This window comes from Trinickia dabaoshanensis (assembly GCF_002879885.1).
GTDB lineage: Bacteria > Pseudomonadota > Gammaproteobacteria > Burkholderiales > Burkholderiaceae > Trinickia > Trinickia dabaoshanensis.
The window spans coordinates 102979-129920 of the sequence record NZ_PNYA01000023.1; the positions used below are offsets into that span (position 1 = coordinate 102979).

The window sequence follows — 26942 nt, forward strand, 5'->3', positions numbered from 1 at the left end:
CTGTGCGAGTAGGAACGATGACGAGTCCATGGTACCGGTGACCTACTCCGCTCCTTTTCCGAAAATCGCCCCTGAAAAGTGCACGCCGCGCGTTTTGATCGTTGCGGTCAGCATTTTCTGCTGACCTTCCGTCGGGCCGGCTCCGGTGGCCGCGGCGAATGATCCGCTACGCACGGCAGCGGTCAGCCGATCGCTTGATTGATGATGCCGTACTGGGCGAATTCGTCGTCGCGCGCGGGCATTTGCTCGGCGTTGCGCACCATTTTGACGACGCTGTCGACGCGTGTCAGGCCGAGCGATTCGAGCCAATCGGTCAGCCCGCTGTCGCCGGGCGTATCGAGGCGAATGAACATGCCGGGGTTCGAGCCTAGCCAATGACCGATGAGCGCTTTGGCGCGCACGGGGTCCCCATCGCGCGGGACGACGACCGGGCCGATCGCGCGACCGCGCCCGAACCGGCGAAACAGCGCAAAGCCGATCAGTTCGCCGTCGCGGTCGAGACCGATGCCTTCGGCGGATTCGAGCAGCGCGGGCAGCACGGACGAACGATCGAGGCCGCTCGCGCGCGAGGCCAACTCGATCAGGCGCGGGGCGTCGTTGGCCCCCAGCGGGCGCAAGCGTTCGCGCGGCGGCAACGGCAGAAGCGGCGGCTGCAGCGCCGCGCCCTGATGCTGGTCGAGGGTGCCGATGGGCGCGAAGCCGAGCTTTTCGTAGAGCGGGCGCCCAGCGGGTGTCGCATGCAGCAGCGTGGCACGCGCGCCGAGCGCGTCCAGCGCCATCTCGGTGAGTCTGCGGCCGATGCCGAATCCCTGATGGGCCGGCGACACGATCACCATGCCGAGCGACGAAGTGCGCTCGCCGTATTTCCAGCAGAGCACGGTGCCGACGAGACGCGAGTCGCGCTCCGCGACGAAGCCTTCCCCGATGCCGGCTACGAACTGCCAGTCTTCCGCGCGATGCGGCCATTTGAGCTCGACGGTCAGCGCATGGGCGGCTTCGATATCCGCCGCGGTGAATCGCCTGTACTGAATGGAGTCGGACACGCACACCCCCTCATGGTCTTGATTGGTACGAACTGTGTCACGCGCCACGCGGCGTGACTAGGACGATCTTTTCATCGGAACGACGCGTCATGCGTTGATTTTGGTGCAATGCAATCTCGCTGGTTCGCGACGCGACGACGCGCGCGTTGTGCGGTCGGGCGAATTTTGTCGGTGACATATGCTGTGTCCGCCGACGTACGATTTCATCCATGGAGCCGACAGGCCGCTTCGCCGGCGCGTTCGCGTGGCACGTGCCGCCGGCGCCGCAGACTGTGCTGTCGCGGCGGGCGAAAACGAGCGCTTTGTGTGGCCGGCACCATTCAAATTGGAGACATTTTTGTTTTTGCATTGATTAAATGGATTGATGACGCAAGCGATCGGTACCGACGCACGAACGCAACGAAGTTCGCAATCCGCTGAAGAGCTTACTAGAGGAAACACCGAGATGATCGACTTCGAGCCGAAATACATTACTTTCGATTGCTACGGCACGCTGACTCGTTTTCGCATGGCGGAGATGACACGCGAACTCTATGGCAAAGCACTCGATGCCGCGACGCTCGAACGTCTCGTCACCTTCTTCGCCGGCTACCGCCGCGACGAAGTGCTGGGCGCGTGGAAGCCTTATCGCGACGTCGTGGTCAATGCGCTGCGTCGCGCCTGCGAGCGTGTCGGCGTACCGTTCGACGAGAACAAGGCCGAAAGCATCTATCTGGCCGTGCCGACGTGGGGCCCGCACCCCGACGTGCCGGAAGGGTTGGCGCGCTTGGCCAAGAAGTACAAGCTCGTCATCCTCTCCAATGCGTCCGACGATCAGATCCAAAGCAACGTGGACAAGCTCGGCGCGCCGTTTCATGCCGTGTTCACGGCCCAGCAAGCTCAGTCGTACAAGCCGCGTATGCAAGGCTTCGAATACATGTTCGAGCGGCTCGGCTGCAATCCGGAGGACGTCCTGCACGTTTCGTCGAGCCCGCGCTACGACCTCATGACCGCGCATGACCTGGGCATCAAGCACAAAGCCTTCGTCAACCGTGGACACGAACCGGCTGCACCCTATTACGAACACTACGAGGTCAACGACATCCCGCACTTGGCGTCGATGCTCGGGCTTTGAAGGCGCCCCCGGTTGAAGGCATTCGAGATCGATTGAGGAAACCCACGATGAAGTTAGAGTCCTACTGGCTCGATACCGCGCCCGCCGCACCGCTCGGCGACGAAGGGCCCGTGCAGGGCCGCGTGGACGTCGCCGTGATCGGCGGCGGCTTTACGGGGCTGTCGGCCGCGCTTGCGCTGTCGCGCCGCGGCGCGACAGTCGCGCTGCTCGAGGCCGGGCGGATCGGCGGCGGCGCATCGGGACGCAATGGCGGACAGGTCAACACGGGGGTGGCGCAAGACTTTTCGGCGCTCGTCGCGCAACTCGGGTTGGACCGCGCGCGGCGCTATTACCTCGCTTACGCGGCAGCGGTCGACACCGTCGAGCGCATCGTTCGCGAGGAAGCGATCGATTGCGACTATGTCGCGACAGGCAAGCTCAAGCTCGCCGCGAAACCGCATCACTTCGATCATTTGGCCCAGACCGCCGAGCTGATCCGTCGAGAAGTCGATCCCAACATCGAACTGATCGACGCGGTGCGTATCGGCACCGAAGTGCAGTCGGACCGATTCTACGGCGGCTTGCTGCAGCGTCACGGCGGCCAGATGCACATGGGCAAGTTCGCGGCGGGCTTGGCGCAGGCCGCGCGCCGGAACGGCGCAACGCTGCACGAGCACGCGAGCGTGTCGACGATCGCCAAGCAGGGCTCGGGCGGGTATCGGGTCGTCTCATCGCGCGGAGAAGTGAGCGCAACGAACGTGCTGATCGCCACGGGCCCGTCCAAGCACGGCCCGTTCGCCTGGTATCGGCGCCGCATCGCGCCGATCGGGTCGTTCATCATCGTGACCGAGCCGCTCGGCGAGCAGGTCGTTGCGCGGATGTTTCCGAACCGGCGCGCCTATACGACGACGCGGCTCATGCACAACTACTTCCGCGTGACGGCCGATAGCCGGCTCGTTTTCGGCGGAAGGGCACGCTTCACGGCATCGGAGCAGCCTTCCGACGAGAGAAGCGGGCGCATTTTGCAGCGCAGTCTCGCCGAGCTGTTTCCGTCGCTGGCGAGCGCGCGCATCGACTACTGCTGGGGCGGCCTGGTCGACATGACGGCCGACCGGTTGCCGCGCGCCGGGCAGCACGACGGCGTGTATTTCTCGCTGGGATACAGCGGCCACGGTACTCAGATGTCCACGCACATGGGCCAGGTGATGGCGGAAGTCATCGGCGGGCGAGAGGACGTCAATCCGTGGCGCGATCTGCCGTGGCCCGCTATTCCCGGGCATACGGGCAAGCCGTGGTTTTTACCGATCGTCGGCACCTACTACCGGATCAAAGATGTCTTTTATTGATGTCGGCGACTTTCGTCGAACCCAGTCCCGGATCGAATCATCGAGTTGACCGCCGGTTAACTACTTTTGCCAGCCTTGGCTTACATCGCGGAGAAGTGCAATGAAAAAGGAAGCCTCACAATACGGTGCTGTCGGGGCCGAGACCACGCTCGAACGGTTGACCGCGAAAGGCGCTTCGCGCCGCGATGCGCTGCGTGCGCTCGTCGCGGCGGGCCTCGTCACGGTGACGGGCGGCGGTTTGCTCGTCGCCAGCGCGTCCGCGCAAGCGCAAGGCACTCCCAAGCAGGGCGGCAAGATTCGCGTGGCTACGCAATCGTCGTCGACTGCCGACACCCTCGATCCGGCCAAGGGCGCACTCGCGACGGATTACGTTCGCTGCAACATGATCTACAACGGACTGACCGAACTCGATTCGCACCTGGGCGCCAACATGGCGCTCGCCTCTTCGGTCGAGACGCAAGATGCGAAGGTGTGGGTCGTGAAGCTGCGCCCGGGCGTGCACTTCCATGACGGCAAAGCGCTGGAGCCGGCCGACGTGGTCTACTCGCTGATGCGCCACAAGGACCCGGCCACCGCGTCGAAGGCCAAGACGCTCGCCGATCAAATCGGCGATGTCAAAGCGAGCGGGCCGAACGAGGTGACCATCACGCTGACGGGACCGAACGCCGACTTCCCGGTCATCCTCGCCGACGCTCATTTCCTGATCGTCAAGGACGGCACGAAGGATTTCACGAAAACGGCCGTGGGCACGGGCCCGTTCAAGCTGAAGGAGTTCACGCCGGGCGTGCATACGGTCGTCGTCAAGAACGCGCATTATTGGAAGCCCGGCTTGCCGCACCTGGACGAGATCGAGCTGATCGGCATCAGCGACGAAGCGGCGCGTGTCAACGCGCTCCTATCGGGCGACGTGCAACTCATCAACCAGGTGAGCCCGCAGTCGACCGGCCGGATCAAAGGTACGCCCGGCTTTGCCGTGCTAGAGACGAAGACGGGGCAATACACCGACCTCATCATGCGCAACGACGGCGGCATCACGGGCAACCAAGACTTCCGCCTCGGGCTCATGCACTTGCAAAACCGCGACCAGATGCGCCAGGCCGTCTTCCAGGGCTATGGAGCGATCGGCAACGATCAGCCGATCGACCCGACGAACAAGTACTACTTCGCCGGGTTGCCTCAACGCAAGTTCGATCCGGACAAGGCCAAGTTCTACTTCAAGAAGGCGAATCTCGGCAGCACGCCGCTGCAAGTGTTCGCATCGCCGGCCGCCGACGGCTCGGTCGATATGGCGATGTTGCTGCAACAAGCGGCGCCGCAAGCGGGCCTGAATCTGCAAGTGATGCGCGTGCCCTCCGACGGCTATTGGTCCAACCATTGGATGAAGCACCCGCTCAGCTACGGCAACATCAACGCCCGGCCAACCGCAGACATGCTCTTCACGCAGTTCTTCGCGTCCAACGCGCCCTGGAACGAAGCGAACTGGAAGGACCCGCAGTTCGATCAGATGCTGCTCGCGGCGCGCAGCGAGCCCGACGAAGCCAAGCGTAAGAAGATCTACGGCGACATGCAGGTGCTCGTGCACGAGAAGGGCGGACTCGGCATCCCGATGTTCCTGAGCTCGCTCGATGCGCATTCGTCCAAGCTGAAGGGCCTCGGATCGATTCCGCTCGCGGGCCTCATGGGCTTCGCGTTCGCCGAGCACGTATGGCTGGAAGCCTGATCGAACTACGCCTGCGCGTTCGGATGGCTTAGCCGTCCGGACGCCGACGAGGGATACAAGATGCAAAGCATGATGAAGGAGACGACCGCCCATGAAACAGCAAGCCTATAGGCTCATCGTCAGCCGCCTCGGCCTGGCCGCGCTGACCTTGCTGATCGTTTCGGCCATCGTCTTCGCGATGACCGGCTTGCTGCCCGGCGATGCCGCGCAGCAGGCGCTCGGTCAGGCCGCCACGCCCGAAGCCGTCGCCGCCTTGCGGCATCAGTTCGGCCTCGACCAGCCGGCGCTCCAGCGCTATCTGCAGTGGCTCTTTCATATCGTCAGAGGAGACTTCGGCATGTCGCTGTCGAACAGTCTGCCCGTGAGCGAGCTCATTGCCACCCGCTTGCCGAACTCGTTGACGCTGGCAGGGTTGACGACGGTCGTGGCGGTGCCGATCGCCCTCGCGGTTGGAATCGTGTCGGCGATGTATCGCGGCTCGTTGCTCGATCGCGCCTTGAACCTCTTGACGCTGTCGACGGTGGCCGTTCCGGAATTCCTCGTCGCGACTATCGCCGTGCTGATCTTCGCCGTGAGTCTTCATTGGCTGCCCGCGCTGTCGTATCTGTCCTCGGTGTCCTCGTTCGGCGATCTAGTGCGCATTTACGCCATGCCCGTGATGACGCTGTGCTGCGTCTTGGTCGCGCAAATGGCGCGCATGACGCGTGCGGCGGTGCTCGACCAACTGAATTCGGGCTATGTCGAAATGGCGTCGCTGAAAGGCGCGTCGCAAGTGCGCATCGTCCTGCGTCACGTGCTGCCCAATGCGATCGGGCCCATCGCCAATGCCGTGGCATTGAGCTTGTCCTACTTGTTCGGCGGCGTCGTCATCGTCGAATCGATTTTCAACTATCCGGGACTCGCGAGCTTGATGGTCGATGCGGTCACCAACCGCGACATGCCGCTCGTTCAGGGCTGCGTCATGGTGTTTTGCGCCGCGTATCTCGTACTCGTATTGATGGCCGACCTATGTCAGATCATTTCCAATCCGAGGCTTCGTCAACGATGAATCGCTCCGCTCGATCCTCGATTCCGCACCCCGGCACCCAGATCCAAGACGAAGCGCCGCTCGACACGGCCAAGCCTTCGCGGCGGGGACGCCGCCGCCGCATGTCGCTGTTCGGCAAGATCGGTCTCGCGCTCGTCGGCTTCTGGCTGCTGATGGCCGTCTTCGGCCCGATGCTCGCCCCGTATAAGGAAGGCGCGCTCGCCTCGCCGTTCAGTTTTGCGAGCTACAGCGCGGCGCATCCGTTCGGCACCGACTACCTGGGCCGCGACATGCTCAGCCGTATTTTGATCGGCGCGCGCTACACCGTCGGGCTCGCCCTTGGCGCCGCCGTTCTGGCGAGCGGTATCGGCACCTGTTTGGGACTCGTGGCCGCCGTTTCCGCGCGCTGGGTGGACGAAGCCATGAGCCGCTTCTTCGACGCCTTGATTTCGATTCCGAGCAAGGTGCTGGCGCTGGTCGCCATCGCGGCGTTCGGCTCGTCGATCCCGATGCTGACGATCATCGCGGCGGTGGCATACATCCCGGGTGCATTTCGAATCTCGCGTTCGCTCGCCGTCAACTTGATGACGCTCGAGTACGTGCTCGTCGCCCGTGCGCGCGGTGAGCGGCTCTTTTACATCGCTCGCGTCGAAGTGCTGCCGAACATGATCCATCCCGTGTTGGCCGATTTCGGGCTGCGCTTCGTTTTCATCGTGCTGCTGTTGAGTGGATTGAGCTTCCTCGGGCTCGGCGTGCAACCGCCGAACGCGGATTGGGGCTCGCTCGTGCGGGAGAACATCGGCGGCCTGTCGCAAGCGGCGCCCGCCGTGCTGATGCCGTCGATCGCCATCGCGACGCTCACGGTCGGGATGAATTTGCTGATCGACAGCTTGCGCCGCCATGCGGGCTTCGGCCAGGGAGGCTCGAAATGAGCGACGTGATGATCGAAGTGAAAGGCTTGCGCATCGTCGCGGGCAGCGAAACCGAAGGCATGAGCGAGATCGTCAAGGGCGTCGACTTCGCCGTGAAAAAGGGCGAAGTGCTGGCGTTGATCGGCGAATCGGGCTCAGGCAAGACCACGATCGCGCTGTCGTTGCTCGGCTACACGCGGCATGGGTGCGCCTTCGCGGGGGGCAGCGTGCGCGTGGGCGGGACCGATGTGCTGTCGCTCGACGACGCGGGCAGACGCGCGCTGCGTGCCCGCACGGTCGCTTACGTTGCACAGAGCGCGGCGGCCGGCTTCAATCCGGCGCGTACGCTGATGGATCAAGTGATCGAGCCGACGCAGCTGCATCGCTTGATGACGCGCAAGGCGGCACGCGCCAAGGCTGTCGAGCTGTTTCGCGCCTTGGCGCTGCCGGCCCCGGACAGCATCGGCGACCGGTATCCGCATCAAGTGTCGGGCGGGCAGTTGCAGCGCGTGATGGCGGCTATGGCGCTGATCACCGACCCCGCGGTCGTCGTCTTCGACGAGCCGACCACCGCGCTCGACGTCACGACGCAGATCGAGGTGCTGGTCGCTTTCAAACGCGTCATCAAAGAGGTGGGCGCGACGGCCGTGTACGTGTCGCACGATTTGGCGGTCGTGGCTCAGATGGCGGACCGGATCGTGGTCCTAAACGGCGGCGAGGTGCAGGAATGCGGCGAGGTCGATCAAGTGCTGGATGCGCCCGCGCATGCGTATACGCGTGCGCTGCTCGCGGCTTCCGATCATCGGCAAGGGCGGGGCGCGGACGAGCGCGCCGCGGCCGTGGACGGCGGCACTGAAGCGCCGCTCTTGGAGATACGTGGCTTGTCCGCCGGCTACGGCCGTATCGACCGGCACGGCCATCCGGCGGTGTGCGTGCTCGATGACGTCAATCTTTCGATCGCGCGCGGCAGCGCGCTGGGCGTGATCGGCGAATCGGGCTCGGGCAAGACCACGCTTGCGCGGGTCGTGGCAGGCCTCGTCGAGCGCGCGAGCGGCGAGGTGCTGTTTGAAGGTCAACCTTTGTCCGCGCAATTGGGCGGCCGAACGGCCGACCAGTACCGCAGGATCCAACTCGTCTTCCAAAACGCCGATACGGCGCTCAATCCGAGTCATACGGTGGCGGACATCCTGGGGCGCCCGCTCGCGTTCTACAAAGGGTTGCGCGGCGCAGCCGCGAAGCGGCGCATCGGCGAACTGCTCGATCTCGTGAAGCTACCGGCATCCACGGCGGGGCGGCGACCGGGTGGCCTGTCCGGCGGCCAGAAGCAACGCGTCAATCTCGCGCGTGCGCTGGCCGCGGAGCCTTCGCTGATCTTGTGCGACGAAGTGACGTCGGCGCTCGACACGGTCGTGGGCGCGGCGATTCTCGAGCTGCTGCGCGATCTGCGCCGAGAACTGAGCGTCTCGTACATGTTCATCAGCCACGACATCTCCACGGTGCGCGCAATCTGCGACGACGTGTTGGTGTTGTACGCAGGACAGGGTGTGGAAGGGGGGCAACGCAAGCTTCTCGATCGGCCGCCGCACCATCCCTATACGGGCTTGCTCGTCGATTCGGTGCCGGCGCTCGAGCGCGGCTGGCTCGATGCGCATCGCAACATCGGTTCGTGCGCGCTCCCGCCGCTTTCGGCCGATTCCGGTAGCGGCCGGCTTTGCAGTTTCCGCGCGCGCTGTTCGGTGCGCGTGGACGGCAAATGCAACGCAGTGCCGCCGCCGTTGAGAACGCTGCCCTCGGGTGCGCAAATTCTCTGTCATCGTTCCGCGGACGAGTTGCAAACTCTTCAGCCGGTACGGGGCGCCGCATGAACGGCCGATTCGATCGGCCCCGGCGTGAGCGGGACATCGACCGCGTCGATGTCGATCGGTACGACGCCGATCGCTCGCGATACGTTTTCAAGCGGCCGTCTCGTCCGACGGGCGGTCGCGCAATGGACGAAGCAGGTGCGAAATGAGGCGAACGGAAGGACTGGATCAGGCGCGAGCATTCATCGAGGCGCATTTCGCGGAGCCGCTGACGCTCGAGCAGATGGCCGCGCCCGCGGCGCTTAGCATTTCACGTTTCGCGACGGCGTTTCGAGAGCGTTTCGGCTCGTCGCCCTATCGCTATCTGTGCGGCTTGCGCATCGAGCGGGCGCAGTCTCTGCTGCTGGCCGGCGTGCCGAGTGTGGCGGTCGCCACCGAAGTCGGTTTTTTCGATCAAAGCCATTTCGGCCGGCACTTCAAGCGGATGTGCGGCATGACGCCGACCTTATTTGTCGCGGTGACTAAAGCGGGCGGCTGCCCCGATGGGGCGAAGCCCGCCAAGGCACTGGGTCGAAGGCGCGTTTCGCGGCGTCCAGAAACACACGCTGACGGATCGTCAGGCCCTGGCGTGTAGGCGTCAGGGCGATGACCGGGGCGGGTTCGAGACGCCATGCGGGCAACACGCGCTTGAGCTTGCCTTGCGCGATCAGCCGCGCGCAGTCCCATTCGGATCGCGCGACGACGCCCAGGCCGTCCACCGCCCAGTCCCTCACGACGGTGCCGTCGTTCGACGACAATGCGCTGTCGAGCCGAACCGTTACCGCCTTGCCGGTACGTTTGCCCGCGGCATCGTACTGCGTGAGACGCAGGCGGGTCACGTCTTCATCGTTCTCTCGCAAGGTCAAGTACGGATGCATGTTGAGTTCGGAGGGATGCTTGAGCTTCGACAGGCTGCGCGCCAAGGCGGGGCTCGCGCACAGAAAGCGGTCGTTCGGGGCCAGAAAATGCCCGACCCAGGACGACCCTTTGATATGCCCGATGGAAATGACCGCGTCGGCGCCCGATGCCGCAGCGAGCGGGCTCTCCACCAAAACGAGCGAAATCGCGAGATTGGGATGGGAGCGATGCAGGTCGCGAACGAGTGGGGCCACGTATTCGCGGCCGAAGCCGAACGGGGCCACGACGCGCAAATGGCCGCTGACGCCGCTCGATTCTCCGGAGAGGCGGGAGGCAATGGACTCGATTCGCTCGAGAATCTCGATCGCTTCCTGAACGAGGCGCTGTCCCTCGTCCGTCAGGGAGATACCCCTCGCCGCGCGCGTGGCCAGGCGCATCCCCATGCGCTCTTCGATGCGTTGAAGCCGCACGGTAACCGCGGGCGGCGTCAGATCGAGCAAACGTGCGGCCGCGGCGAGCGATGGCGACGCGCCCAGCGCGCGCAGCAGTTGCATGTCTTCGAGTTGAAGCATTAATACCTCGTTAACGATGGATTCATTGCATATTAAACACGGCGAAGATACTTTTTTCTACAGTAGGGGTCGCGCGCGCTCGACAGTCGGCGGCGGCGCCGCTCGATAAGCGAGGACTCCCGTCCCTCTAGGCGAGACGGGCAGCGATTTTCTTTCTACTTAAAGTGGCTTTTATGGATCAGCGAGAACGCGGTGCGCCGCACCTAAGTACGGTGAACCCCGCTGGACTAGCGGCACCGGGCGGGCATTACAGTCACGTTTCGATCGCCAATGGTCTCGTCTTCGTCTCGGGTCAGCTACCGATCGACGCGAGCGGACGAAAACTCATCGATGAGCCGTTCGAAGTTCAGGCCGAACAGGTGTTGGCCAATCTGGCGTGCGCGCTCGCCCGCGCGGGCAGCGAGGTCGCGAAACTCGCTCAGGTGCGTGTCTATATCGTCGATATCGAGTACTGGCCGAGCTTCAACGAGATCTACGCGCGTTGGGCGGGAGAGGCGAAACCCGCTCGCGCGGTGGTCCCGGTCCCCGCGCTGCATTTCGGTTTGAAGATCGAGGTCGAGGCCGTCGCAGTGCTGTAGCCGGCCAGCCGGATCGAATCGGCGCGCCGCAGGCGTGTCGGTCGTTGCGTGCGGTTCTCTAGTATCGACTCAAGGATATGTTGCGATGACATCACCTATTTCTCATCTGATGCAAGCAGGAAGGCTGGAGCGGTTCTTTATCGACGGCGCATGGGTCACACCCGAGAGTGCCGATCGCATCGCGGTAATCTCGCCTTCCACCGAGGAGACGATCTGCGACATTGCGTTGGGAGACGAGCGCGACGTCGAACGGGCGGTGCGCGCGGCGCGCAAAGCCTTTGCCGGTTGGTCGGCGACGTCGCCGCAAACGCGCGCCGTGCTGCTCGATCGCATTCATACTTTGATGCGCGAGCGCGCAGCGCTGTTCGCCGCGGCGTTGACAACGGAGATGGGTGCGCCCATCGCCTATGCGCGCACGGCGCATGTGCCGCTGGCGACCGAACACATCCGGGTCGCGCGCGACAATCTCGCGAGCTACCCGTTTCGGACTCAGCGGGGCGCGACGGCGGTCGTTCGCGAGCCGATCGGCGTGTGCGCGCTGATCACACCGTGGAACTGGCCCCTCTATCAGATTACGGCGAAGGTCGGCCCCGCGCTGGCTGCCGGCTGCACGGTGGTCCTGAAACCCAGCGAACTATCGCCGCTCAGCGCACTGTTGTTTGCCGAAGTCATCGAGGACGCGGGCGTTCCCGCAGGCGTGTTCAACCTCGTGAGCGGCAGCGGCGCGACAGTCGGCGCCGCGCTCGCATCGCACCCGGAGGTCGATATGGTTTCGATCACGGGATCGACGCGCGCAGGCGTGCTGGTCGCACAAGCCGCGGCGCCGACGGTCAAGCGCGTGGCGCAAGAACTGGGCGGCAAATCGCCGAACGTCGTCTTGCCCGACGCCGATCTGCCCCGCGCCGTGTCGTTGGGCGTTGCCGCCGCGTTCCGGAACATGGGGCAATCGTGCAGCGCGCCGACGCGGATGATCGTGCCGCGCGCCGCCCTGGACCGAGTCGAAGCGCTGGCCATCGCGGCAGCCGGACAGATCGTCGTCGGCGATCCATTCGCCGAGGCGACCACGCATGGCCCGCTGGCCAATCGGGCGCAGTTCGATAGGGTGCAAGCGATGATCGAAGCCGGAATCGACGAACGCGCCAAATCGATCGTCGGTGGACCGGGCAGGCCCGCAGGGTTCGATCGGGGCTTCTATGCGCGGCCGACCATCTTCTCCGGCGTTCGCACGGAGATGACGATCGCGCAGGAGGAGATCTTCGGTCCCGTCCTTGCCATCCTTCCTTACGACTCGGTCGACGAAGCCGTCGCGATCGCCAACGACACCGTTTATGGGCTCGGCGCGCACGTTCAGGGTGCGGATAAGGCGCTCATGCAGGCGGTCGCCGCGCGAATTCGGTCGGGCCAAGTGCATCTGAACTATCCGGTCTGGGACCCGCAGGCGCCGTTCGGCGGCTACAAGCAGTCCGGCAATGGCCGGGAGTATGGGATCGAAGGCATGGAAGAGTACATGGAAGTGAAGTCGATCCTCGGTTTCTACGATTGAAGCGGCCGCCGCGCTCGACACGGTGCGCGGCCTATCCGTTTTGTAAAGGGACATAGATTGGACACCTCCGCCATCGCCGAACGTTCGTTGCGTACTCATCATGCGCATTGGTCGAAGTTGCGACGCGACCTGCACGCCCATCCGGAATTGCGATTCGAGGAACGCCGGACCGCCGATATCGTCGCGCATGAGTTGGAATCGCTCGGTTACGCGGTGCTGCGCGGCCTAGGCGGCACCGGCGTCGTCGCCAGCTTGCCGGGTGAGAATCCGGACCGGGGCATCGTGCTGCGGGCGGATTTGGATGCGTTGCCGATCCAAGAGGCCAATGACTTCTCGCATGCTTCGTGCGCGAACGGAATCATGCATGCGTGCGGGCATGACGGTCATACCGTGATGTTGCTGGGTGCCGCGCGTGTCCTGAAGGAATTGCCGCGGTTGCCCGGTACGGTTCACTTCGTGTTTCAGCCCGGGGAAGAGGGCGGCGCGGGCGCGCGCAAGATGATCGACGACGGCCTGTTCGAACACTGCCCGACGGAGGCGGTGTTCGGCATGCACAACTGGCCCGGCTTGCCCGGCGGGCATTTCGGCCTACGCACCGGCCCGATCATGGCGGCGGGCTCTCGGTTCAAGATCGCGATTACGGGGAAGGGCGCCCATGCGGCGCAACCGCATCTGGGCCTCGATCCGATACCGCTGGCTTGTTCGATGGTGCTCCAGTGTCAGACGATCGCGGCGCGGCATAAAGACCCCGTGGACCCCGCCGTCGTTTCGGTTTGTATGTTTCATGCGGGCGATACGGACAACGTCATTCCCGACCGCGCCGAGTTGCGGGGCACGATTCGTACGCTGTCCACTACGCTGCAACAGACATTGCAGCGCGACATCGAGCGCATGTGCGAAGGGCTCGCGTCCGCCTATGGCGCGCAAGTCGAGGTGACGTTCTTCCAGTACTATCCGGCGACCATCAACACGCCGGCAGAGACGGCGCTATGCGAAGCGGTCGTTCGCGAGACGTTCGGACAAGAACGCCTGTATAGCGCCATTGCACCGAACATGACGTCGGAAGATTTCGGCTTCATGCTGGAGGAGCGGCCCGGCGCTTATGTGTTGATCGGTAATGGTGCGGGTACGGCGTCGCCGAGCCTGCATCACCCGACATACGACTTCAACGACGACATCATTCCGGCCGGTGTCCGGTATTGGGTTGCTTTGGCTCAGCGTTATTTCGAGAAGGGTTAGCGTTATCGGCGCTCAGTTCTGACCGAGCGCCGTGGTGCTCGCTAAAAGTCGGCAACCTTGCCCCATGCAGAGTGAGCGAATCGGCCCGGCCAATATGGCAGTGGGTCGACGATCGGCTCGGCGCCGGTAACGAGATCCGCGATCAAGTGCCCCGCGCCCGGCCCAATGCCGAAGCCGTGGCCGGAAAAGCCCGCGGCCAAGATCAACCCCGGGATACCCGGCACTTCGCCGATACCCGGCACGCCGTCGGGCGTGCTGTCGACGAAACCGGCCCACGCGTGCGTAATGGCCGCTGCGCGCAGCTCGGGCAGCAGTTCGACGGCGCGGCGATACGTTTCCTTGATCGTCGGCCCATCCGGCTTCGGGTCGAGAATGCGCACCCGCTCCATTGGGGTGGGTGCATCGAGCCGCCACCGCTTCAGCGTTTCGTGTCCGCCGCGAACGCCTTCGAACCCGCCGGGCAAAAGGCTGCGCCAACGCTTGGCGAACATCGGCACGAATTGCGGGGCAAAACGCAGAAACTGCGGTGTGACGTCCACGCGGGCGCGGCCGCTGATCGCCAGCGCATAGCGTCCGTCGTTGCGGCGCGTAATCGACACGCCCGAGGTGAACAAGGCATCCGGCAAGCGGTTTTCCACCGGGGACACGCTCAGAATCGATTGGCGGATCGAGGCCTGCGGAAAACGGATGCCGAGTTGGCGGCAAAATGCCGACGCCCACGCGCCTCCCGCGAGCACGACGGTGCGGGTTTTGATGACGCCGGCTTCAGTGACGACGCCGCAAACCCGCCCGCCTTCCAACTCGATGCCGCGGGCCGCGCAACGTTGCGTGACGCGGCCGCCGAGTTTCATGAGTGCCGTCGCCACGGCCGGTGCGGCCTTGCCCGGATCGGCCGTGCCATCGCTGGGCGAAAACACGCCGCCTTTCCACGTCCGGCCCGTTGCCTTCCCGCGATCCGCAGCTTGCCGGCTATCGAGCATGTAGGTCGTCACGCCCGCCGTTTTGGCGAACTCGCCCCAACTCGCCCAGCGCGACAACTCCGCTTCGTCATTGCTCAAATAGAGCAGCCCGCAGCGGTGAAAGCCCGTGTCTTCGCCGGATTCGACGGAGAAGCGCTCCCACAGATCGAGGCTCTTGCTTGCCATGGGCAATTCGCGCTCGTCGCGGTTTTGCTGCCGGCACCAGCCCCAGTTGCGGCTCGACTGTTCGGCTCCGATCCGCCCCTTCTCGACCAAAGCGACCGATACGCCGCGCTGCGCCATGTAGTACGCGGCGAATACCCCGATGATGCCGCCTCCGATGACAACCACATCGGCGGCGGCAGGGGCGGTGGGCGAAGTTTGAATGTGACGGAGCGGAGGGGACATGATGGATATGGTCTGCTTCAGGCTTGAACGGGTTGAACGACGTAGAACTTCGCGACGCGCTCGCTGCTTTCCCAGCCGATCGACGCACCCTGAGGGACGAATAGCGCATCGCCGGTGCCGAGCGACAGCACGGTGCCGTCAGGTGCGGCGAAGCGCACGCTGCCGGCCACGAGATGCATGAACTCGTTTAGGCGGTGCGCGCGAACGATCCGGTGGTAGGGCGTCGAATCCCATGTGCCCGCCTTATAGTCGGCGTCGTCCTCGACAAAGACGTTATCGCTGCGGCATTCCGGCGCCGGGCCTAGTAACACTTCCGCCGGCAGGGTAGCGGATGGCTTGAAATCGGCGTCGGCGCGTAACGGTACGACGCCGGCCTTCGCCGGCCTCGCGCAAGCGGCGGCGTAAAACACGAAACGCGTGCGTGATTCGGCGCGAATGCGCAGTGCGGCGCCGCTTCCGATCACGGCGCCCTCATTCGGACCAAGGATCAACGGTGCCATCCCGGCCGCTTCGAGCGTGAGCGCGCCTTCCACGACGACGAGCGTTTCGATGTGCGGAAAGCGCGGCACGTCGATCTCGCCGATGAAGCCGACGCGGCCCGCGGCCATCGAACCGTGTCCTTCCCAAGCGATCTCCCGATGCCGGGCGAACGGATCGCTCTTGCCGAATGCCGCTCTACGGAACGACGTTGAAAACGGCGCACCGTGGGCGCGGTGCAATACGAATGCTGCAGTCACTTGTGCTCCTATGAATAACGCGGATCAGGGCCGTGCGCGGAAACAGCGCGGCCGCGGAGGCGTCGAGCGCTTATAAGCCGAGTTGTTCGGCCAGTTCGATAATGGTCTTGACCGGTGTATAGCCGTACGCCGGCGCTTCCGGCTCATGGCCGCGCATGACGAAAGCCTTATGGACGATGCCAAGGTCGTGGGCCGTCATCAAGTCGTAGCGCGGGCTCGAGGAGACATGCAAGATTTCGTGCGGCTGCACATCGAGCTTCTTGAACATGTACTCGAAGCCTTGCATGCGCGGCTTATAGGCCTGGGCGTCCTCCGCGGTGATGATGGCGTGAAACGGCGCGCCGAGCTTCTCGATGTTGCTCATGATCTGCGCGTTGTCCGCGTTGGTCAGGCCGACCAACTTGTATTTCTTCGCCAGGCGCGAGAGGCCTTCCGGGACGTCGGGATGCGGGCCCCACGTCGGCACGGCCTGATAGATCTTTTCCGCGTCGCTTTGGAGGAACGGTACGCCCGTGCGTTCGCAGGTGCGGCGCACCGAATTGGCGACGACTTCGCTGTAGGGCTTCCATGCACCGAGCACCTCGTCGAGACGATAGGCGGCAAAGAATTTGACGAAACGTGCCATCGCATCGCCCTGAAGACGGTGGCCGTAGATTTCGCGTGCCATTTCGGCCATACGAAAGTTAACGAGGGTGCCGTAGCAATCGAACGTAATGAATTTCGGCTCGAAGTCGATCATGTCTTCAGTCTCTATCAGTGACGAATCCCGCAGGACTCTTGAATGAGGGGCCTTGCCGCAAGCGGCATTGGGCAAGTACCGATGGCGATGTCGGTAGATGAAATTTAAGCGGGAAGGGCGGCGAGACTACACCGATTTGATGAGGGCAAAAAACGAGTTTCGGTCGTTTTTGGGGCGATTGGCAGCAGTTCGTGCTAACGCCGCGAATCCTGCGCGGATACGACACGCTCGACGATGCGCGCGAACGTATCGACGGAAGAACGGATGGCTTCGACATCGAGTGCGCCGAAGCCCAACAGAAACCCGTCGCGAAATTGTGGATCGCCCTGGTTGAACGTGTGCAGCCGGCGAAGGTAAATGCCCTGTTCGAGCGAACGCGAGATGGTCGTATCGAAGTCGAGCAGATCCCGAATCCTGACCGTCATATGCAGGCCCGCCGCGTTACGCGAGGTCTCGAGCGAATCGCCGAAGCACCGATCGAGGCAACGGAGCATCTCGGCTTGCCTCGCGCCGTAGATATCCCGCATCCGCCGGATATGCATCGCGAAATGACCATCCGCGATAAAGTCCGCCATGGCTGCCTGCAAGGATAAGTGCCCCGGCCGGTACAGGCGCAATGACGCGGCTGCAAACGAATCGACGAGGTCGGGCGGTACGACGATGTAGCTTAGCCTCATGCCGGGGTACATCACCTTGCTGAACGTGCCCATGAGAATGACGCGGCCGCCTTCATCGACACCTTGCAGAGACGGAAGCGGCCGCTGGTCATAGCGGAATTCGCTGTCGTAATCGTCTTCTAGAACGAATGCATCCCATCGCTCGGCTGCGTCTAGCAGTCGCGCGCGCCGTTCATCCGACAATGTGACGCCCATCGGAAACTGGTGCGATGGGGTCGTCACGATGAGGCGGGGTTGGCGCTTGCATCGTTCGAGCTTCAAACCGTCGTGGTCGACAGCGATGGCCTCCACTTCGAGCCCGTTGGCTCGCAACACGATCGGCGTTGCCCAATGACAAGGATTTTCAACGTAGGCCAGCTCGCCCGCATCGGAAAGAATGCGCGAGCAAAGGTCGATCGACTGATTGCTGCCCATCGTGACGATGATCTGTTCCGGGGTCGTGCGCACGGCGCGCGATACACGCAAGTACTCAGACAGCGCACGGCGCAGGGGCAGATATCCGCCCGGATTGGAGTACCCCATGAGATCGACATGCTGCTCGCCGAGATAGCGGTTCTGTATGCGCCTCCATGTTTGATAAGGAAAACACGCGGTATCGCAGACGCCCGGTACGAACGCACCCTTGCGCTCCTGAATACCGGCAGGCGCGCGGATCAGTTCTTTCCCGCGCTCGGACAGTGTTCGAGCCGTTGCTTGCCGAGACGACGGTTGCGCCGATTGCGGTAGCGTCTCGCAGACAAGCGTGCCGCTCGTCGAATCCGAACGGAGATAGCCGTCCGCTGACAGCCGCTCATAAGCGGTGACTACAGTGATTCGGGAGACCTCCAACGCCGCGGCGAGCGTTCGCGAAGAGGGTAAGCGCATCGAAGCCTTCAACGTGCCGTCGGCTATCGCATCCCGGATCCCGTTCGCGATCTGCGCTTGCAGCGGGACGGGCCCATTCCGGCAGAGGCGACCGATCAGGAGATCCGCAAGCAACGAATCAGTCATTGGACCTATCCAACTTTTTGAACTGGACTCATAGACTCACCGCGGAAACACGTACTGTCAAGACCAACGTCAACTCGTTTCATTGATTGGTGATCTTATGCGCGTGTCTCTACGTCGGCCTATCGTTCAGTTTCATCGCGTGATAGGTCTGAGCATTGGTCTATTCGTCGTCATGGTCGCGTTGACGGGAGCGGGCATGCTCTTTCGAACGCAACTCGAGCCCATCGTTTACCCCCATCTGCTCAGCGTTAAATCTTGCAATGCGCGTCTGCCGCTCGATACGTTGGTCGCCAATGCCCGCGCCTCCAACCCCGCCGCGGGCCGGCCAACGCAACTGCGCTTGTACGCGCAGGCGGATGCGAGCACGCGCATTCTTCTTAGCGACAACCGTTGGTATTACGTCGATCCTTGCACGGGCGAAGTGCTCGGAAATGAGGATCGTTACGGCGGGTTGTTCGGTGCGATGGCTTCTTTGCACAGCCTCCATTTTTTGAAAAACGGAAGCCCCGTTGCGGGAACGCTTGCGCTGACGTTCGCGATTGTCCTTGTCGGTGGCGGCTTAGCTGTATGGATTCCCGACACGCTGCGCAGACGTTCGCGCGCCGGCACGACGAAGCCCAAGCCGACGGGGCGGGCGCGGCGGCTCGACCTGCATAAAACGCTGGGCGGTTACGTCAGCATCATCGTGCTGGCGTGCGCGATGACCGGCGCGCTGCAATCGTTCCAATTCATGAGGGACGCGCTGTATACGCTGACCGCCTCGAAGCCTCCCGCGCCGTCGCCGAAGCCGGTCGTGCAGTCCACTGCGCAACGCTTGCCGATGGAGACCCTCTGGGAGCGCGCGCAGGCGCTGGTACCTCATCCACAATATGCCCGCATTCATTGCCCTGGCAAACCCGGCGATCCTTTCAAGGTCGATCTCGTTGCGTCCGACGCGCCGCATATCAACGCGTTTTCCTACGCCAGCCTCGATACGGGAACAGGCAAAGTCTTGCGCTTCACGCCCTATTCCCAGAACAGCTTGGGCCACCGAATTTATCTAACCGCGCTCGCGTTTCATTACGGATGGCTGAGCGGTGGATATCTGCAAGCGCTGCAACTGTTCGGCGTGCTCTCGGTACCGGTATTGGCGTATCTCGGCATCGGCAGCTATCTGCGCAGCAAGCGTAAGCGGGCTGCGCCTCCTGCCGCGTTCGGGGCAACGACGTTGGTGTTGAAGGTGGCGCGGAAAACGGCCGAGGCGCAGAACGTGCAATCGTTCGAACTCGTCGATCCAGCGGGAAGAGATCTTCCGCGCTTTACCGCGGGCGCCCACATCGACGTTCATGTCCCCGGCGGAAACGTTCGTCAATACTCGCTGTGCAATTCGGCAGCGGAACATCATCGATACCTGATTGCCGTGATGCGAGCCGAACCGACACGCGGTGGATCGAAGGCCATGCACGACGAGGTCAACGAAGGCGATTTGATCGAAGTCAGCGCACCGAAGAATCACTTCCCGCTCGCGCAATCCGAGGGGCGTGCTCTGCTTGTCGCGGGCGGCATCGGCATAACGCCGATTCTTTGCATGGCGGAACATCTGGCCGATGCCGCCGCCGATTTCAACCTGCATTACTTTGCACGCTCGGCTTCGCGTGCAGCCTTTCTCGATCGTATTAAGCGTTCTTCATTTTCCGACCGTGCTCGCTTCCACTTCTCACAAGACGAACGACAGCAACGGCTCCGCCTAGCCAGCCTTTTCGATACGCACGATGCGCAAACCCATCTATATGTGTGCGGCAGCGAGGCGTTCACGAATGCAGTCGTCAAGGTCGCGCTCGAAAAAGGGTGGGGCGAGGACCGGATACACAGAGAGTGCTTCAGCGCCGATCCGAGGGGTCGCGCCGGCAATGTCGAATTCGACGTCACGATCGCAAGCACGGGTAGAACGATTCGCGTGCCGGCAGACAAGAGCGTCCTGGCTGCGCTGGCCGATCACGGCGTTCATATCGCGACCTCTTGCGAGCAGGGCGTTTGCGGCACGTGTGTGACGCGCGTGCTGGAAGGCGAACCGCAGCATCGGGACTTGTTTCTCTCCGATGACGAGAGACGAAGAAACGATCGATTCACCCCCTGCTGTTCACGCGCCAATAGCAGGACGCTGGTACTCGATCTTTAGACCTTTAGATCGGACACCCGGCGCGTCGCCTTCTCGACCATCGATCGCGCTCGGTATTGACCGCTTTTTTTCAACCACTGCATGGAGACACAAATGAAGATCACCGGAAAGCTTGCCCTGGTGGCAAGCCTCACGGCGGGGATGGGCGCTGCCGGCCTGGCGCATGCGCATGGCATCTGGTTCGCAGAGCGCTCGAACCAATTGGCGTTGATTTACGGCCTAGGCGCGGACGATCTGGACATGATCAAGCGTCAGCCCAAGGTCAAGAGCGTTACTGCCTACGACGAGCACGGCAAAGCGCTCCCCACGCAGCTCACGGCGAGCGGGCCGCTGCTCGTGGTGAATACCGACAGCCAGCCGGCGATCGTTGCCGGGGTGCTGGACAATGGGCTATGGAGCAAAACGGCGGACGGCAAGTGGTACAACAAGGGCAAGGACGAGATACCGAACGCCACTATCAGCATGCACACGTTCAAGTACGCCGTGCATCTGCTCAAGCCTTTGCATGGGCCCCTGCCCATTCTTCCGGGGCAGAAATTGCAGATCGTGCCGGTCGGCAGTCAATTGCCCGATCACATGGGCCAGCCGCTTACCGTTCGCGTGCTGCTCAACGGTAAGCCCGTACCGGGCGCCGAACTGCAGCCCGATCTCGTCAACGATCCCGATTCGGAGCCGCTGAAGACGGGGGCCGATGGCACCGTGACGATCAAAGTCCGCAACCAGGGCCTCAATGTCCTCGTAGCGAAGTACGATTCGCCGCCCGCGGAACCCGCGAAGTCGAGCAGCGACGAGCATGAGGCCACGCTGTCCTTCGTGCTGCCGCATCTGCCCGAGTGACCGACCGTTGTTGGTTGGTTTCCGTCAACCGTGATTACCGGCGTTTTCCGCATGTGCCGAAAGCGCCATCGATCACGGCGAATGCCCCGTGTTTCCATGTGTTTTATTTTCCGCATCAGCTTCCTATGAAAAAGTCTTTGATTGCAACGGCCATCTTGGCCTCGTTCGCTTGTGCGGCGCATGCTCAGAGCAGCGTGACGCTCTACGGTTTGATCGACGTCGGAATCAACTATGCGAACAACATCGGTGGCCACAGTCAGTATTCGATGGGCACGGGTAATCTTGCCGGCGACCGCTGGGGGATGAAAGGCATCGAGGACCTCGGCGGCGGCCTGAAGGCGCTGTTCGTATTGGAGAACGGCTTTAGCGTCGCGAACGGAAGGCTGGGCCAAGGGGGCGACGAGTTCGGACGTCATGCGTATGTGGGCCTTTCATCATCGAAGATCGGTACCGTTACATTCGGTCGTCAATACGATGCGATTACCGACTTGACGTATATGTTCGTGGCGGCGCAGACATGGTCCGGATACACGAGCGCCCATCCCGGCGATCTCGATAACACCGATGGCAGCAACCATATCAACAACGCAATCAAATTCACCAGCGTCTCGTACGGTGGATTCACGTTCGAGGGCACCTACAGCTTCGGCGGTATTGCTGGGAGCTTCAACCGAAATCAGATCTGGACCGTGGCGGCCAACTACGTTCGCGGGCCGCTCACGCTGGGGGCCGCCTTCGCCGACGCGCAGGATCCGAACTTCTCCTACTTCGGCAATAACGCCGCATCGAGTACGACGGGTTCGAACATGGCGGGAAGCCGCGTGTATTCCGGTTATGCCTCTGCAAAAAGACAGCAGATCTTTACCGCGGGGGCTGCTTACGCGATCGGCGCGGCGACGATCGCAGTGGACTACAGCAATACGCAGTTCAAGGATATCGGTACGTTGGCCGGTCTTCCGGCAACGGGTGCGGGCGGCGATGCGCGGTTCAACGATATTGAAGTCAACGTCCTCTATAAGGTCACACCCGCGTTCTTCGTCGGGGCCGGCTACAACTACTTGAAAGGATATGACGTGAACGACGCCACTTACCATCAAGGCGTGCTGGGCATGGATTACATCCTATCGAAGCGCACGGACCTTTACGCGAAGGGGGTTTATCAACACGCGTCAGGCACGGATTCGACGGGTGCAAAGGCGGTGGCGAACCTGAACGGCCTGACTGCATCGTCCACGCAGAACCAAGCGGAAATCGTGCTCGGCATTCGGCATCGGTTTTAGCAAGCGTAACGGCAGCACCCACGTGGTTACACCCACGTGGTTATCGACGTGTGCTCACATCATTTCCGGAGTCTTGATGAAACTGCCGTCGGTGAAGCGGCTCAATCGGTAAGGGGAGATGTCCATCATGGGTTTCGCATCCGTGACCATATCGGCAACAAGCTCGCCTGCTGCCGGCCCCAGAGCGAAGCCATGACCGCTGAACCCGGTGGCGACGTAGAACCCCGGATGGGTCGCAATGCCGGAGATGATGGGGATGAGATCGGGTGTCGTGTCGATCGCGCCCGCCCAAGCATGCACCACCCGCAGGTCGGACAACTGGGGAATAGCGCGTTTGACGTTATCCAGCGCGAGTTTCACGAACTCGAGATCGGGCTTCGGGTCCAGCACACGGCAGCGTTCGAACGGAGAAATCTCGTCGAATTGCCAAGTTGCCGATGCCTCGGGGCCTTGAAACCAGGGTTTCGCAAAGCGGTATTTGAGCTTCTTGCCGATGTCGTTCCGGTAATTGCGGTAATACCGTAGGGCGTTTTTCAGGCCACGCGGCGCTAGGTCGATACGCCCGAAACCCGGGACGGCCACCGTGTATGCGCCGTCCAAACGGCGGCGGAGCGCAAACCCGGGACCGCTGAAGCAACCCTTGATGACGTCGGCCGCGACGGACGTGCGCATAGCCGTCCCGACCACGTTGACCGCGGGCAGATCAATACCGTGGCGGTCGCAGAAGCGCGAACTCCATGCTCCGCCGGCGCAGACCACGGTGCTCGCTTTGATGAGACCGCGCTCGGTCCATACGCCGCTGAGGCGCCCCGCGCTGAACTCCAAACCCCGTGCCGCGCAGTTCTGGTAAAGCAGCGCGCCAAGGCGCTTCGCGCCCTCGGCCAGCGCCGGCGCCGCGCGAGACGGTTCGGCTCGCCCGTCGGTGGGCGACCAAACACCTCCGGTGTAACGCGGACCGCCTTGTGGAGCGCGGCGATTGATCTCGGCGGAACTGAGCATGTGGCTGACGAAGCCAATCTCGCTGGCTCGCCTGCACCAGGCTTCCCATTGCGCGATGCTCTTTTCGTCGCTGCTGGCATAAAGGATCCCTTCGCGGCGAAAGCCCAGGTCGATCTGGATCTCATCGCGCAGTTCACCCCAACGGCGAAGACTGCGCATGGCAAGCGGCAATTCGAAGAAGTCCCGATTCTGCTGGCGAACCCAGCCCCAGTTGCGTCCCGACTGTTCGCCGCCCACCACGCCTTTATCGATCAACACGACAGAAACACCGCGGCGCGCTAACTCATACGCGGTGGACGTCCCGACGATCCCGGCGCCGATCACGATCACGTCGGCTGCGCCCGAGAATTCCGGCGTGTCATAGACCTCTTCGACTCTAAGCATTGCTTACTTCCATCGTTCGACTCGTCGAGCATCGGCGCAGGGCTTTCCATCGGATGGCCCACGATGAACAACATCGGGTGACGTTCATTATAGTGAACTCAATGTCGATTTCCAGCGGTCAAAAATGAACAACCGGCGGGCGTGTATTCATGACCCAGAGTATGCGAGCCGCCTTGCGGCTTTCGTTGCGGATGCTGTGCGGCACAGTGCTCTCGAATTGGAAGCTGTCGCCAGTCTCCAGCACGGCGCGGCGGTCGCCGACGTTCAACACGACGGTTCCTTCGAGCACCAAGCCTGCCTTCTCGCCCGCGCCAACGAGGACCTCTTCCGAGCCCGCGCCGGGCGGCAGCAGAATAATCATCATCTTCAGGTCGTGGTCGCCATGCGGCGACAGCAGCTCTTTGCGCATGCCGTGCTTGCCGACATCGAAGAGGGGCCGTTCGGCCGCCTTGCGCACGAAGTCGCCGGCAACCGGGTCCGATGCCGCGTCGTCCGCCTCGAGCAGCGCGGTAAGCGGTACGGATAAAGCCTGTCTCAGACGCTCGAGGATGCGCATCGAGGGATTCGCCTTGTTGCGCTCCACTTGGCTCACCGTGCCGGCGGATACGCCGGCACGCATCGCGAGCTCGTTGACGGACAACCCTTGCTCGATACGTAAGGCTCGTAGACGAGCCCCGATGTCGGCATGACGCAGTTCAGTCGCGCTCTTCTGTCTGTTCTGTGCCGGCTTCATGCAAAAACCCCTATTGGCGCGATCGGTGATCGGAACGTCTTGATCATTATATTGAATGATGCCATATTTCAATGAACGCCCGACGACGATTCAGCCGACGACATGAATGGATCGACTGATCCGCCGGCCGAGCGGTGCGGTAGCAAACGGGGCGAGACATTTGGCGCGCTCGGTATCAATCAGGCAATGGGGTAGACGACGATGACCGTGCTATACAAGTCCGATCCGGTGCGGGGGGCAATCTGGGCCGAGCGGTTCGCTCAACTCGCGCCCGACATTGCGTTTCGCGTGTGGCCGGACATCGGCGACCCATCCGCGATCCGCTATCTCGTCGCCTGGCAGCCCGACGATCTAGCCGTCACGTTGCCAAATCTGGAAGCGGTGTTCTCGGTCGGCGCGGGCGTCGATCAGCTCGATCTCACTCGTATTCCCGCGCATCTGCCGGTCGTGCGCATGATCGAGCCGGGCATCGTGGACGGCATGGTCGAGTACGTGACGGAAGCGGTACTCGCGATCCATCGCGATCTGTTCGACTACGCGCTGCAGCAACAGGCACGCATATGGGCGCCTATGCCGTTGCGGCCGGCCGCCTCACGTCGCGTCGGCGTCCTGGGGCTTGGGGTACTCGGGACAGCCGTGCTCGAACGACTGCGGCTCTTCGGTTTCCCATGCGCAGGATGGAGCCGCTCGCCGCGCGATATCGAGGGCGTTGAATGCTTCGCTGGCGATGCCGCGCTCGGTGCGTTTCTCGCGCGAACCGACGTGCTCGTCTGCCTGCTGCCGCTCACCGGCGCTACACGAGGCATACTCGATCGACGCATGTTCGCTGCGTTGCCCGAAGGCGCGTCGATCGTGCATGTAGGGCGGGGACCACAACTGGTCGCCGGCGATCTGATCGATGCACTCGATCGTGGCCAGATCCGCAGTGCCGTCATCGACGTGACCGATCCGGAGCCTTTGCCCGCGGACCACCCACTGTGGACTCAGCCGAGGGTGCGCCTTACACCGCATATCGCGAGTGCCACGAGCGCCGTACCGGCCGCCGATGCTCTGCTCGAAAACTTGCGCCGCCATCGAGCGGGGGAGCCCATGATCGGCCAGATCGATCGGTCGCGGGGATATTGAACCGCGCATTCGGTGTTGCTCAGCAGCCATCGAAGCGCGGCCGCGAGCCGATCGACTGGAAACGACTTAGTCTTCCGATGTGGATCGTTCGCCTACGCTCCCGCTATCACGTTGGCCTTGCGCCACACACTGGCAAGCCAAGGCTGCTGCTCACGCGGCAAGCCGGCGGGGCGATAGTAGTGTTCGATCTCGATGAATCCCGCATCGACCATATAACGAGACCACGTTTCGAGATCGTGGAAGGCCCCGTACCGTCCATGGGTCCACCCCTCCTGATTCGTGCCTCGGGGGTTCGAGCTGAAAAGCACGCCGCCGGGTTTCAGCGTTGAGTGCAATTGCCGAAGTACGCGCGGCAATTCTTGAGCCGGAACATGGAACAAGGATGCGTTGGCGAAAATCCCGTCAAAGCGTTCGTCCGGCAAATCCAAATGCAGGAAGTCTTGCAACCACACTTCACAGTGGGTGTCGTCCCGGGCCATTGCAACGAAGCGCTCGGCGCCATCCAAGCCGACGGCATGATGGCCGAGGGCGGTGAAGGTCTTTAGATCTCGTCCCGGCCCGCAACCGAAATCGAGAATGGAGAAGGGCGGTTCCGCTTCGATGCGGCTGAGCAGTGCCGCGACGTTTTGCGTGACATCGTGATCGCGCGTGCCCTCACGGAAAGGGGCGGCGTTCGCGTTGTAGTGCTCCAACGTGGTCGCGGTGATCTGCTCGAGTTCGGGTGGGATGAGTTTCATAGCCGTGCATTGTGACAGACGACGCGCGCCGTAGGGTGCCGGCGCGCTGACGGTAGCTTGCACGCGGCGAGGCTATCGAGCAAGGATCTCCCAGTTGGTCGGGTAGTGAACGATGGGCGTAAATTTCACGCCGACCTTTTCCGCGTCGCTCTTTGCATCGACGATCATTTCTTTTAGACCATTCATTTGCTTTGCATGCTCATCGGTATCCCAAATGCTCACATGAATCATTTGGCCGGCGGGTGAACAAGCCGCATAGTAATGAATGAGGCCTGGAAGTCTGAAGCGCCCCGGATTTTGTGGAGGCTCCAACTCTTGAGAGAATGGAGCTATGAACAAGCCGAACAAATTTTCCGCTGAAGTCCGTGAACGTGCTGTGCGCATGGTGCGCGAGCATCGCGACGAGTA

General features: G+C 62.7%; 24 protein-coding genes. 14 read left to right on the plus strand and 10 right to left on the minus strand.

From position 1 onward, the window contains the following. Positions 1 to 182: 182 nt before the first annotated feature. Positions 183 to 1043: a GNAT family N-acetyltransferase gene (locus tag C0Z18_RS22955; RefSeq protein ID WP_102647748.1), complete on the minus strand. Its 861-nt coding sequence runs from the start codon at positions 1041 to 1043 to the stop codon at positions 183 to 185. 445 nt (positions 1044 to 1488) lie between these two features. Between C0Z18_RS22955 and C0Z18_RS22960 the strand changes: the two genes are divergently transcribed. From C0Z18_RS22960 to C0Z18_RS22990, 7 genes are all read left to right on the plus strand, one after another. Beyond that, a complete protein-coding gene (locus tag C0Z18_RS22960) occupies positions 1489 to 2157 on the plus strand; it encodes a haloacid dehalogenase type II (protein ID WP_102647749.1) in 669 nt (222 codons plus the stop codon). Between the two features lie 47 nt (positions 2158 to 2204). Further along, complete coding sequence (locus C0Z18_RS22965; protein WP_102647750.1) at positions 2205 to 3482, plus strand: NAD(P)/FAD-dependent oxidoreductase; 1278 nt, start codon at positions 2205 to 2207, stop codon at positions 3480 to 3482. Between the two features lie 100 nt (positions 3483 to 3582). Beyond that, positions 3583 to 5202: an ABC transporter substrate-binding protein gene (locus C0Z18_RS22970; RefSeq protein WP_102647751.1), complete on the plus strand. Its 1620-nt coding sequence runs from the start codon at positions 3583 to 3585 to the stop codon at positions 5200 to 5202. A 91-nt stretch (positions 5203 to 5293) separates the two neighbouring features. Next, positions 5294 to 6250 (plus strand): ABC transporter permease, encoded by a 957-nt coding sequence (locus tag C0Z18_RS22975; RefSeq protein WP_102647752.1) that lies wholly within the window; start codon positions 5294 to 5296, stop codon positions 6248 to 6250. Continuing rightward, the gene (locus tag C0Z18_RS22980; protein ID WP_102647753.1) at positions 6247 to 7161 is read left to right on the plus strand and encodes an ABC transporter permease; all 915 of its coding nucleotides are present in this window, start codon (positions 6247 to 6249) and stop codon (positions 7159 to 7161) included. The genes C0Z18_RS22975 and C0Z18_RS22980 overlap by 4 nt, the downstream gene beginning before the upstream one ends. Continuing rightward, positions 7158 to 9005, plus strand: coding sequence for an ABC transporter ATP-binding protein (locus C0Z18_RS22985; protein WP_102647754.1), 1848 nt, complete (start codon positions 7158 to 7160; stop codon positions 9003 to 9005). Before C0Z18_RS22980 ends, C0Z18_RS22985 begins: the two co-directional genes overlap by 4 nt. A gap of 220 nt (positions 9006 to 9225) precedes the next feature. Then, positions 9226 to 9576 (plus strand): helix-turn-helix domain-containing protein, encoded by a 351-nt coding sequence (locus C0Z18_RS22990; protein WP_408647101.1) that lies wholly within the window; start codon positions 9226 to 9228, stop codon positions 9574 to 9576. On the opposite strand, the gene C0Z18_RS22995 is transcribed toward C0Z18_RS22990, so the two are convergent. Beyond that, on the minus strand, positions 9464 to 10411 hold the full coding sequence (locus C0Z18_RS22995; protein ID WP_102647756.1) for a LysR substrate-binding domain-containing protein: 948 nt from the start codon (positions 10409 to 10411) through the stop codon (positions 9464 to 9466). The genes C0Z18_RS22990 and C0Z18_RS22995 overlap by 113 nt on opposite strands. 173 nt (positions 10412 to 10584) lie before the next feature. Here C0Z18_RS22995 and C0Z18_RS23000 point away from each other — a divergent pair, with 173 nt between their 5' ends. The 3 genes from C0Z18_RS23000 (at position 10585) to C0Z18_RS23010 (ending at position 13771) form a co-directional block, all read left to right on the plus strand. Then, complete coding sequence (locus C0Z18_RS23000) at positions 10585 to 10989, plus strand: RidA family protein (RefSeq protein WP_102647757.1); 405 nt, start codon at positions 10585 to 10587, stop codon at positions 10987 to 10989. A gap of 85 nt (positions 10990 to 11074) precedes the next feature. Beyond that, positions 11075 to 12532 (plus strand): aldehyde dehydrogenase family protein, encoded by a 1458-nt coding sequence (locus C0Z18_RS23005; protein ID WP_102647758.1) that lies wholly within the window; start codon positions 11075 to 11077, stop codon positions 12530 to 12532. Positions 12533 to 12589: 57 nt separating this feature from the next. After that, the gene (locus C0Z18_RS23010) at positions 12590 to 13771 is read left to right on the plus strand and encodes a M20 aminoacylase family protein (RefSeq protein WP_102647759.1); all 1182 of its coding nucleotides are present in this window, start codon (positions 12590 to 12592) and stop codon (positions 13769 to 13771) included. A 41-nt stretch (positions 13772 to 13812) separates the two neighbouring features. Here the strand turns inward: C0Z18_RS23010 and C0Z18_RS23015 are convergent, their stop codons facing one another. From C0Z18_RS23015 to pdxR, 4 genes are all read right to left on the minus strand, one after another. After that, positions 13813 to 15138 carry an NAD(P)/FAD-dependent oxidoreductase gene (locus tag C0Z18_RS23015; RefSeq protein WP_102647760.1) on the minus strand — a complete coding sequence of 442 codons (1326 nt, stop codon included), beginning with the start codon at positions 15136 to 15138 and terminating at the stop codon, positions 13813 to 13815. Positions 15139 to 15155: 17 nt separating this feature from the next. Next, positions 15156 to 15875 carry a cupin domain-containing protein gene (locus tag C0Z18_RS23020; RefSeq protein ID WP_102647761.1) on the minus strand — a complete coding sequence of 240 codons (720 nt, stop codon included), beginning with the start codon at positions 15873 to 15875 and terminating at the stop codon, positions 15156 to 15158. A gap of 70 nt (positions 15876 to 15945) precedes the next feature. Next, on the minus strand, positions 15946 to 16614 hold the full coding sequence (locus C0Z18_RS23025; protein WP_102647762.1) for a haloacid dehalogenase type II: 669 nt from the start codon (positions 16612 to 16614) through the stop codon (positions 15946 to 15948). Between the two features lie 194 nt (positions 16615 to 16808). Further along, positions 16809 to 18281 carry a MocR-like pyridoxine biosynthesis transcription factor PdxR gene (pdxR, locus tag C0Z18_RS23030; protein ID WP_102647763.1) on the minus strand — a complete coding sequence of 491 codons (1473 nt, stop codon included), beginning with the start codon at positions 18279 to 18281 and terminating at the stop codon, positions 16809 to 16811. 97 nt (positions 18282 to 18378) lie between these two features. Between pdxR and C0Z18_RS33850 the strand changes: the two genes are divergently transcribed. The 3 genes from C0Z18_RS33850 (at position 18379) to C0Z18_RS23045 (ending at position 22556) form a co-directional block, all read left to right on the plus strand. Then, positions 18379 to 20439 (plus strand): PepSY domain-containing protein, encoded by a 2061-nt coding sequence (locus C0Z18_RS33850; RefSeq protein ID WP_102647764.1) that lies wholly within the window; start codon positions 18379 to 18381, stop codon positions 20437 to 20439. 93 nt (positions 20440 to 20532) lie between these two features. Beyond that, on the plus strand, positions 20533 to 21276 hold the full coding sequence (locus C0Z18_RS23040; RefSeq protein ID WP_102647765.1) for a DUF4198 domain-containing protein: 744 nt from the start codon (positions 20533 to 20535) through the stop codon (positions 21274 to 21276). Between the two features lie 125 nt (positions 21277 to 21401). After that, positions 21402 to 22556 (plus strand): porin, encoded by a 1155-nt coding sequence (locus C0Z18_RS23045; RefSeq protein WP_102647778.1) that lies wholly within the window; start codon positions 21402 to 21404, stop codon positions 22554 to 22556. Between the two features lie 54 nt (positions 22557 to 22610). Here the strand turns inward: C0Z18_RS23045 and C0Z18_RS23050 are convergent, their stop codons facing one another. Both C0Z18_RS23050 and C0Z18_RS23055 read right to left on the minus strand, forming a co-directional pair. Next, complete coding sequence (locus C0Z18_RS23050; protein ID WP_102647766.1) at positions 22611 to 23939, minus strand: NAD(P)/FAD-dependent oxidoreductase; 1329 nt, start codon at positions 23937 to 23939, stop codon at positions 22611 to 22613. 118 nt (positions 23940 to 24057) lie between these two features. Continuing rightward, positions 24058 to 24744 carry a cupin domain-containing protein gene (locus C0Z18_RS23055; protein ID WP_233217442.1) on the minus strand — a complete coding sequence of 229 codons (687 nt, stop codon included), beginning with the start codon at positions 24742 to 24744 and terminating at the stop codon, positions 24058 to 24060. Positions 24745 to 24873: 129 nt separating this feature from the next. Between C0Z18_RS23055 and C0Z18_RS23060 the strand changes: the two genes are divergently transcribed. After that, complete coding sequence (locus C0Z18_RS23060) at positions 24874 to 25797, plus strand: 2-hydroxyacid dehydrogenase (RefSeq protein WP_102647767.1); 924 nt, start codon at positions 24874 to 24876, stop codon at positions 25795 to 25797. Positions 25798 to 25889: 92 nt separating this feature from the next. Here C0Z18_RS23060 and C0Z18_RS23065 read toward each other — a convergent pair whose 3' ends face one another. After that, entirely contained in the window at positions 25890 to 26534 is a 645-nt protein-coding gene (locus C0Z18_RS23065; protein ID WP_102647768.1) for a class I SAM-dependent methyltransferase, read from the minus strand. Between the two features lie 72 nt (positions 26535 to 26606). Beyond that, a partial coding sequence (locus tag C0Z18_RS32775; protein WP_233217443.1) for a hypothetical protein occupies positions 26607 to 26942 on the minus strand: 336 nt, incomplete at its 5' end.

What these genes read in the sequence shown, in the direction of transcription:
- C0Z18_RS22960 (WP_102647749.1), top strand. Translation starts at nt 1,489, where the DNA reads ATGATCGACTTCGAGCCGAAATACATTACTTTCGATTGCTACGGCACG.
- C0Z18_RS22965 (WP_102647750.1), top strand. Translation starts at nt 2,205, where the DNA reads ATGAAGTTAGAGTCCTACTGGCTCGATACCGCGCCCGCCGCACCGCTC.
- C0Z18_RS22970 (WP_102647751.1), top strand. Translation starts at nt 3,583, where the DNA reads ATGAAAAAGGAAGCCTCACAATACGGTGCTGTCGGGGCCGAGACCACG.
- C0Z18_RS22975 (WP_102647752.1), top strand. Translation starts at nt 5,294, where the DNA reads ATGAAACAGCAAGCCTATAGGCTCATCGTCAGCCGCCTCGGCCTGGCC.
- C0Z18_RS22980 (WP_102647753.1), top strand. Translation starts at nt 6,247, where the DNA reads ATGAATCGCTCCGCTCGATCCTCGATTCCGCACCCCGGCACCCAGATC.
- C0Z18_RS22985 (WP_102647754.1), top strand. Translation starts at nt 7,158, where the DNA reads ATGAGCGACGTGATGATCGAAGTGAAAGGCTTGCGCATCGTCGCGGGC.
- C0Z18_RS22990 (WP_408647101.1), top strand. Translation starts at nt 9,226, where the DNA reads ATGGCCGCGCCCGCGGCGCTTAGCATTTCACGTTTCGCGACGGCGTTT.
- C0Z18_RS22995 (WP_102647756.1), bottom strand. Translation starts at nt 10,411, where the DNA reads ATGCTTCAACTCGAAGACATGCAACTGCTGCGCGCGCTGGGCGCGTCG.
- C0Z18_RS23000 (WP_102647757.1), top strand. Translation starts at nt 10,585, where the DNA reads ATGGATCAGCGAGAACGCGGTGCGCCGCACCTAAGTACGGTGAACCCC.
- C0Z18_RS23005 (WP_102647758.1), top strand. Translation starts at nt 11,075, where the DNA reads ATGACATCACCTATTTCTCATCTGATGCAAGCAGGAAGGCTGGAGCGG.
- C0Z18_RS23015 (WP_102647760.1), bottom strand. Translation starts at nt 15,138, where the DNA reads ATGTCCCCTCCGCTCCGTCACATTCAAACTTCGCCCACCGCCCCTGCC.
- C0Z18_RS23025 (WP_102647762.1), bottom strand. Translation starts at nt 16,614, where the DNA reads ATGATCGACTTCGAGCCGAAATTCATTACGTTCGATTGCTACGGCACC.
- pdxR (WP_102647763.1), bottom strand. Translation starts at nt 18,281, where the DNA reads ATGACTGATTCGTTGCTTGCGGATCTCCTGATCGGTCGCCTCTGCCGG.
- C0Z18_RS33850 (WP_102647764.1), top strand. Translation starts at nt 18,379, where the DNA reads ATGCGCGTGTCTCTACGTCGGCCTATCGTTCAGTTTCATCGCGTGATA.
- C0Z18_RS23040 (WP_102647765.1), top strand. Translation starts at nt 20,533, where the DNA reads ATGAAGATCACCGGAAAGCTTGCCCTGGTGGCAAGCCTCACGGCGGGG.
- C0Z18_RS23045 (WP_102647778.1), top strand. Translation starts at nt 21,402, where the DNA reads ATGAAAAAGTCTTTGATTGCAACGGCCATCTTGGCCTCGTTCGCTTGT.
- C0Z18_RS23050 (WP_102647766.1), bottom strand. Translation starts at nt 23,939, where the DNA reads ATGCTTAGAGTCGAAGAGGTCTATGACACGCCGGAATTCTCGGGCGCA.
- C0Z18_RS23060 (WP_102647767.1), top strand. Translation starts at nt 24,874, where the DNA reads ATGACCGTGCTATACAAGTCCGATCCGGTGCGGGGGGCAATCTGGGCC.
- C0Z18_RS23065 (WP_102647768.1), bottom strand. Translation starts at nt 26,534, where the DNA reads ATGAAACTCATCCCACCCGAACTCGAGCAGATCACCGCGACCACGTTG.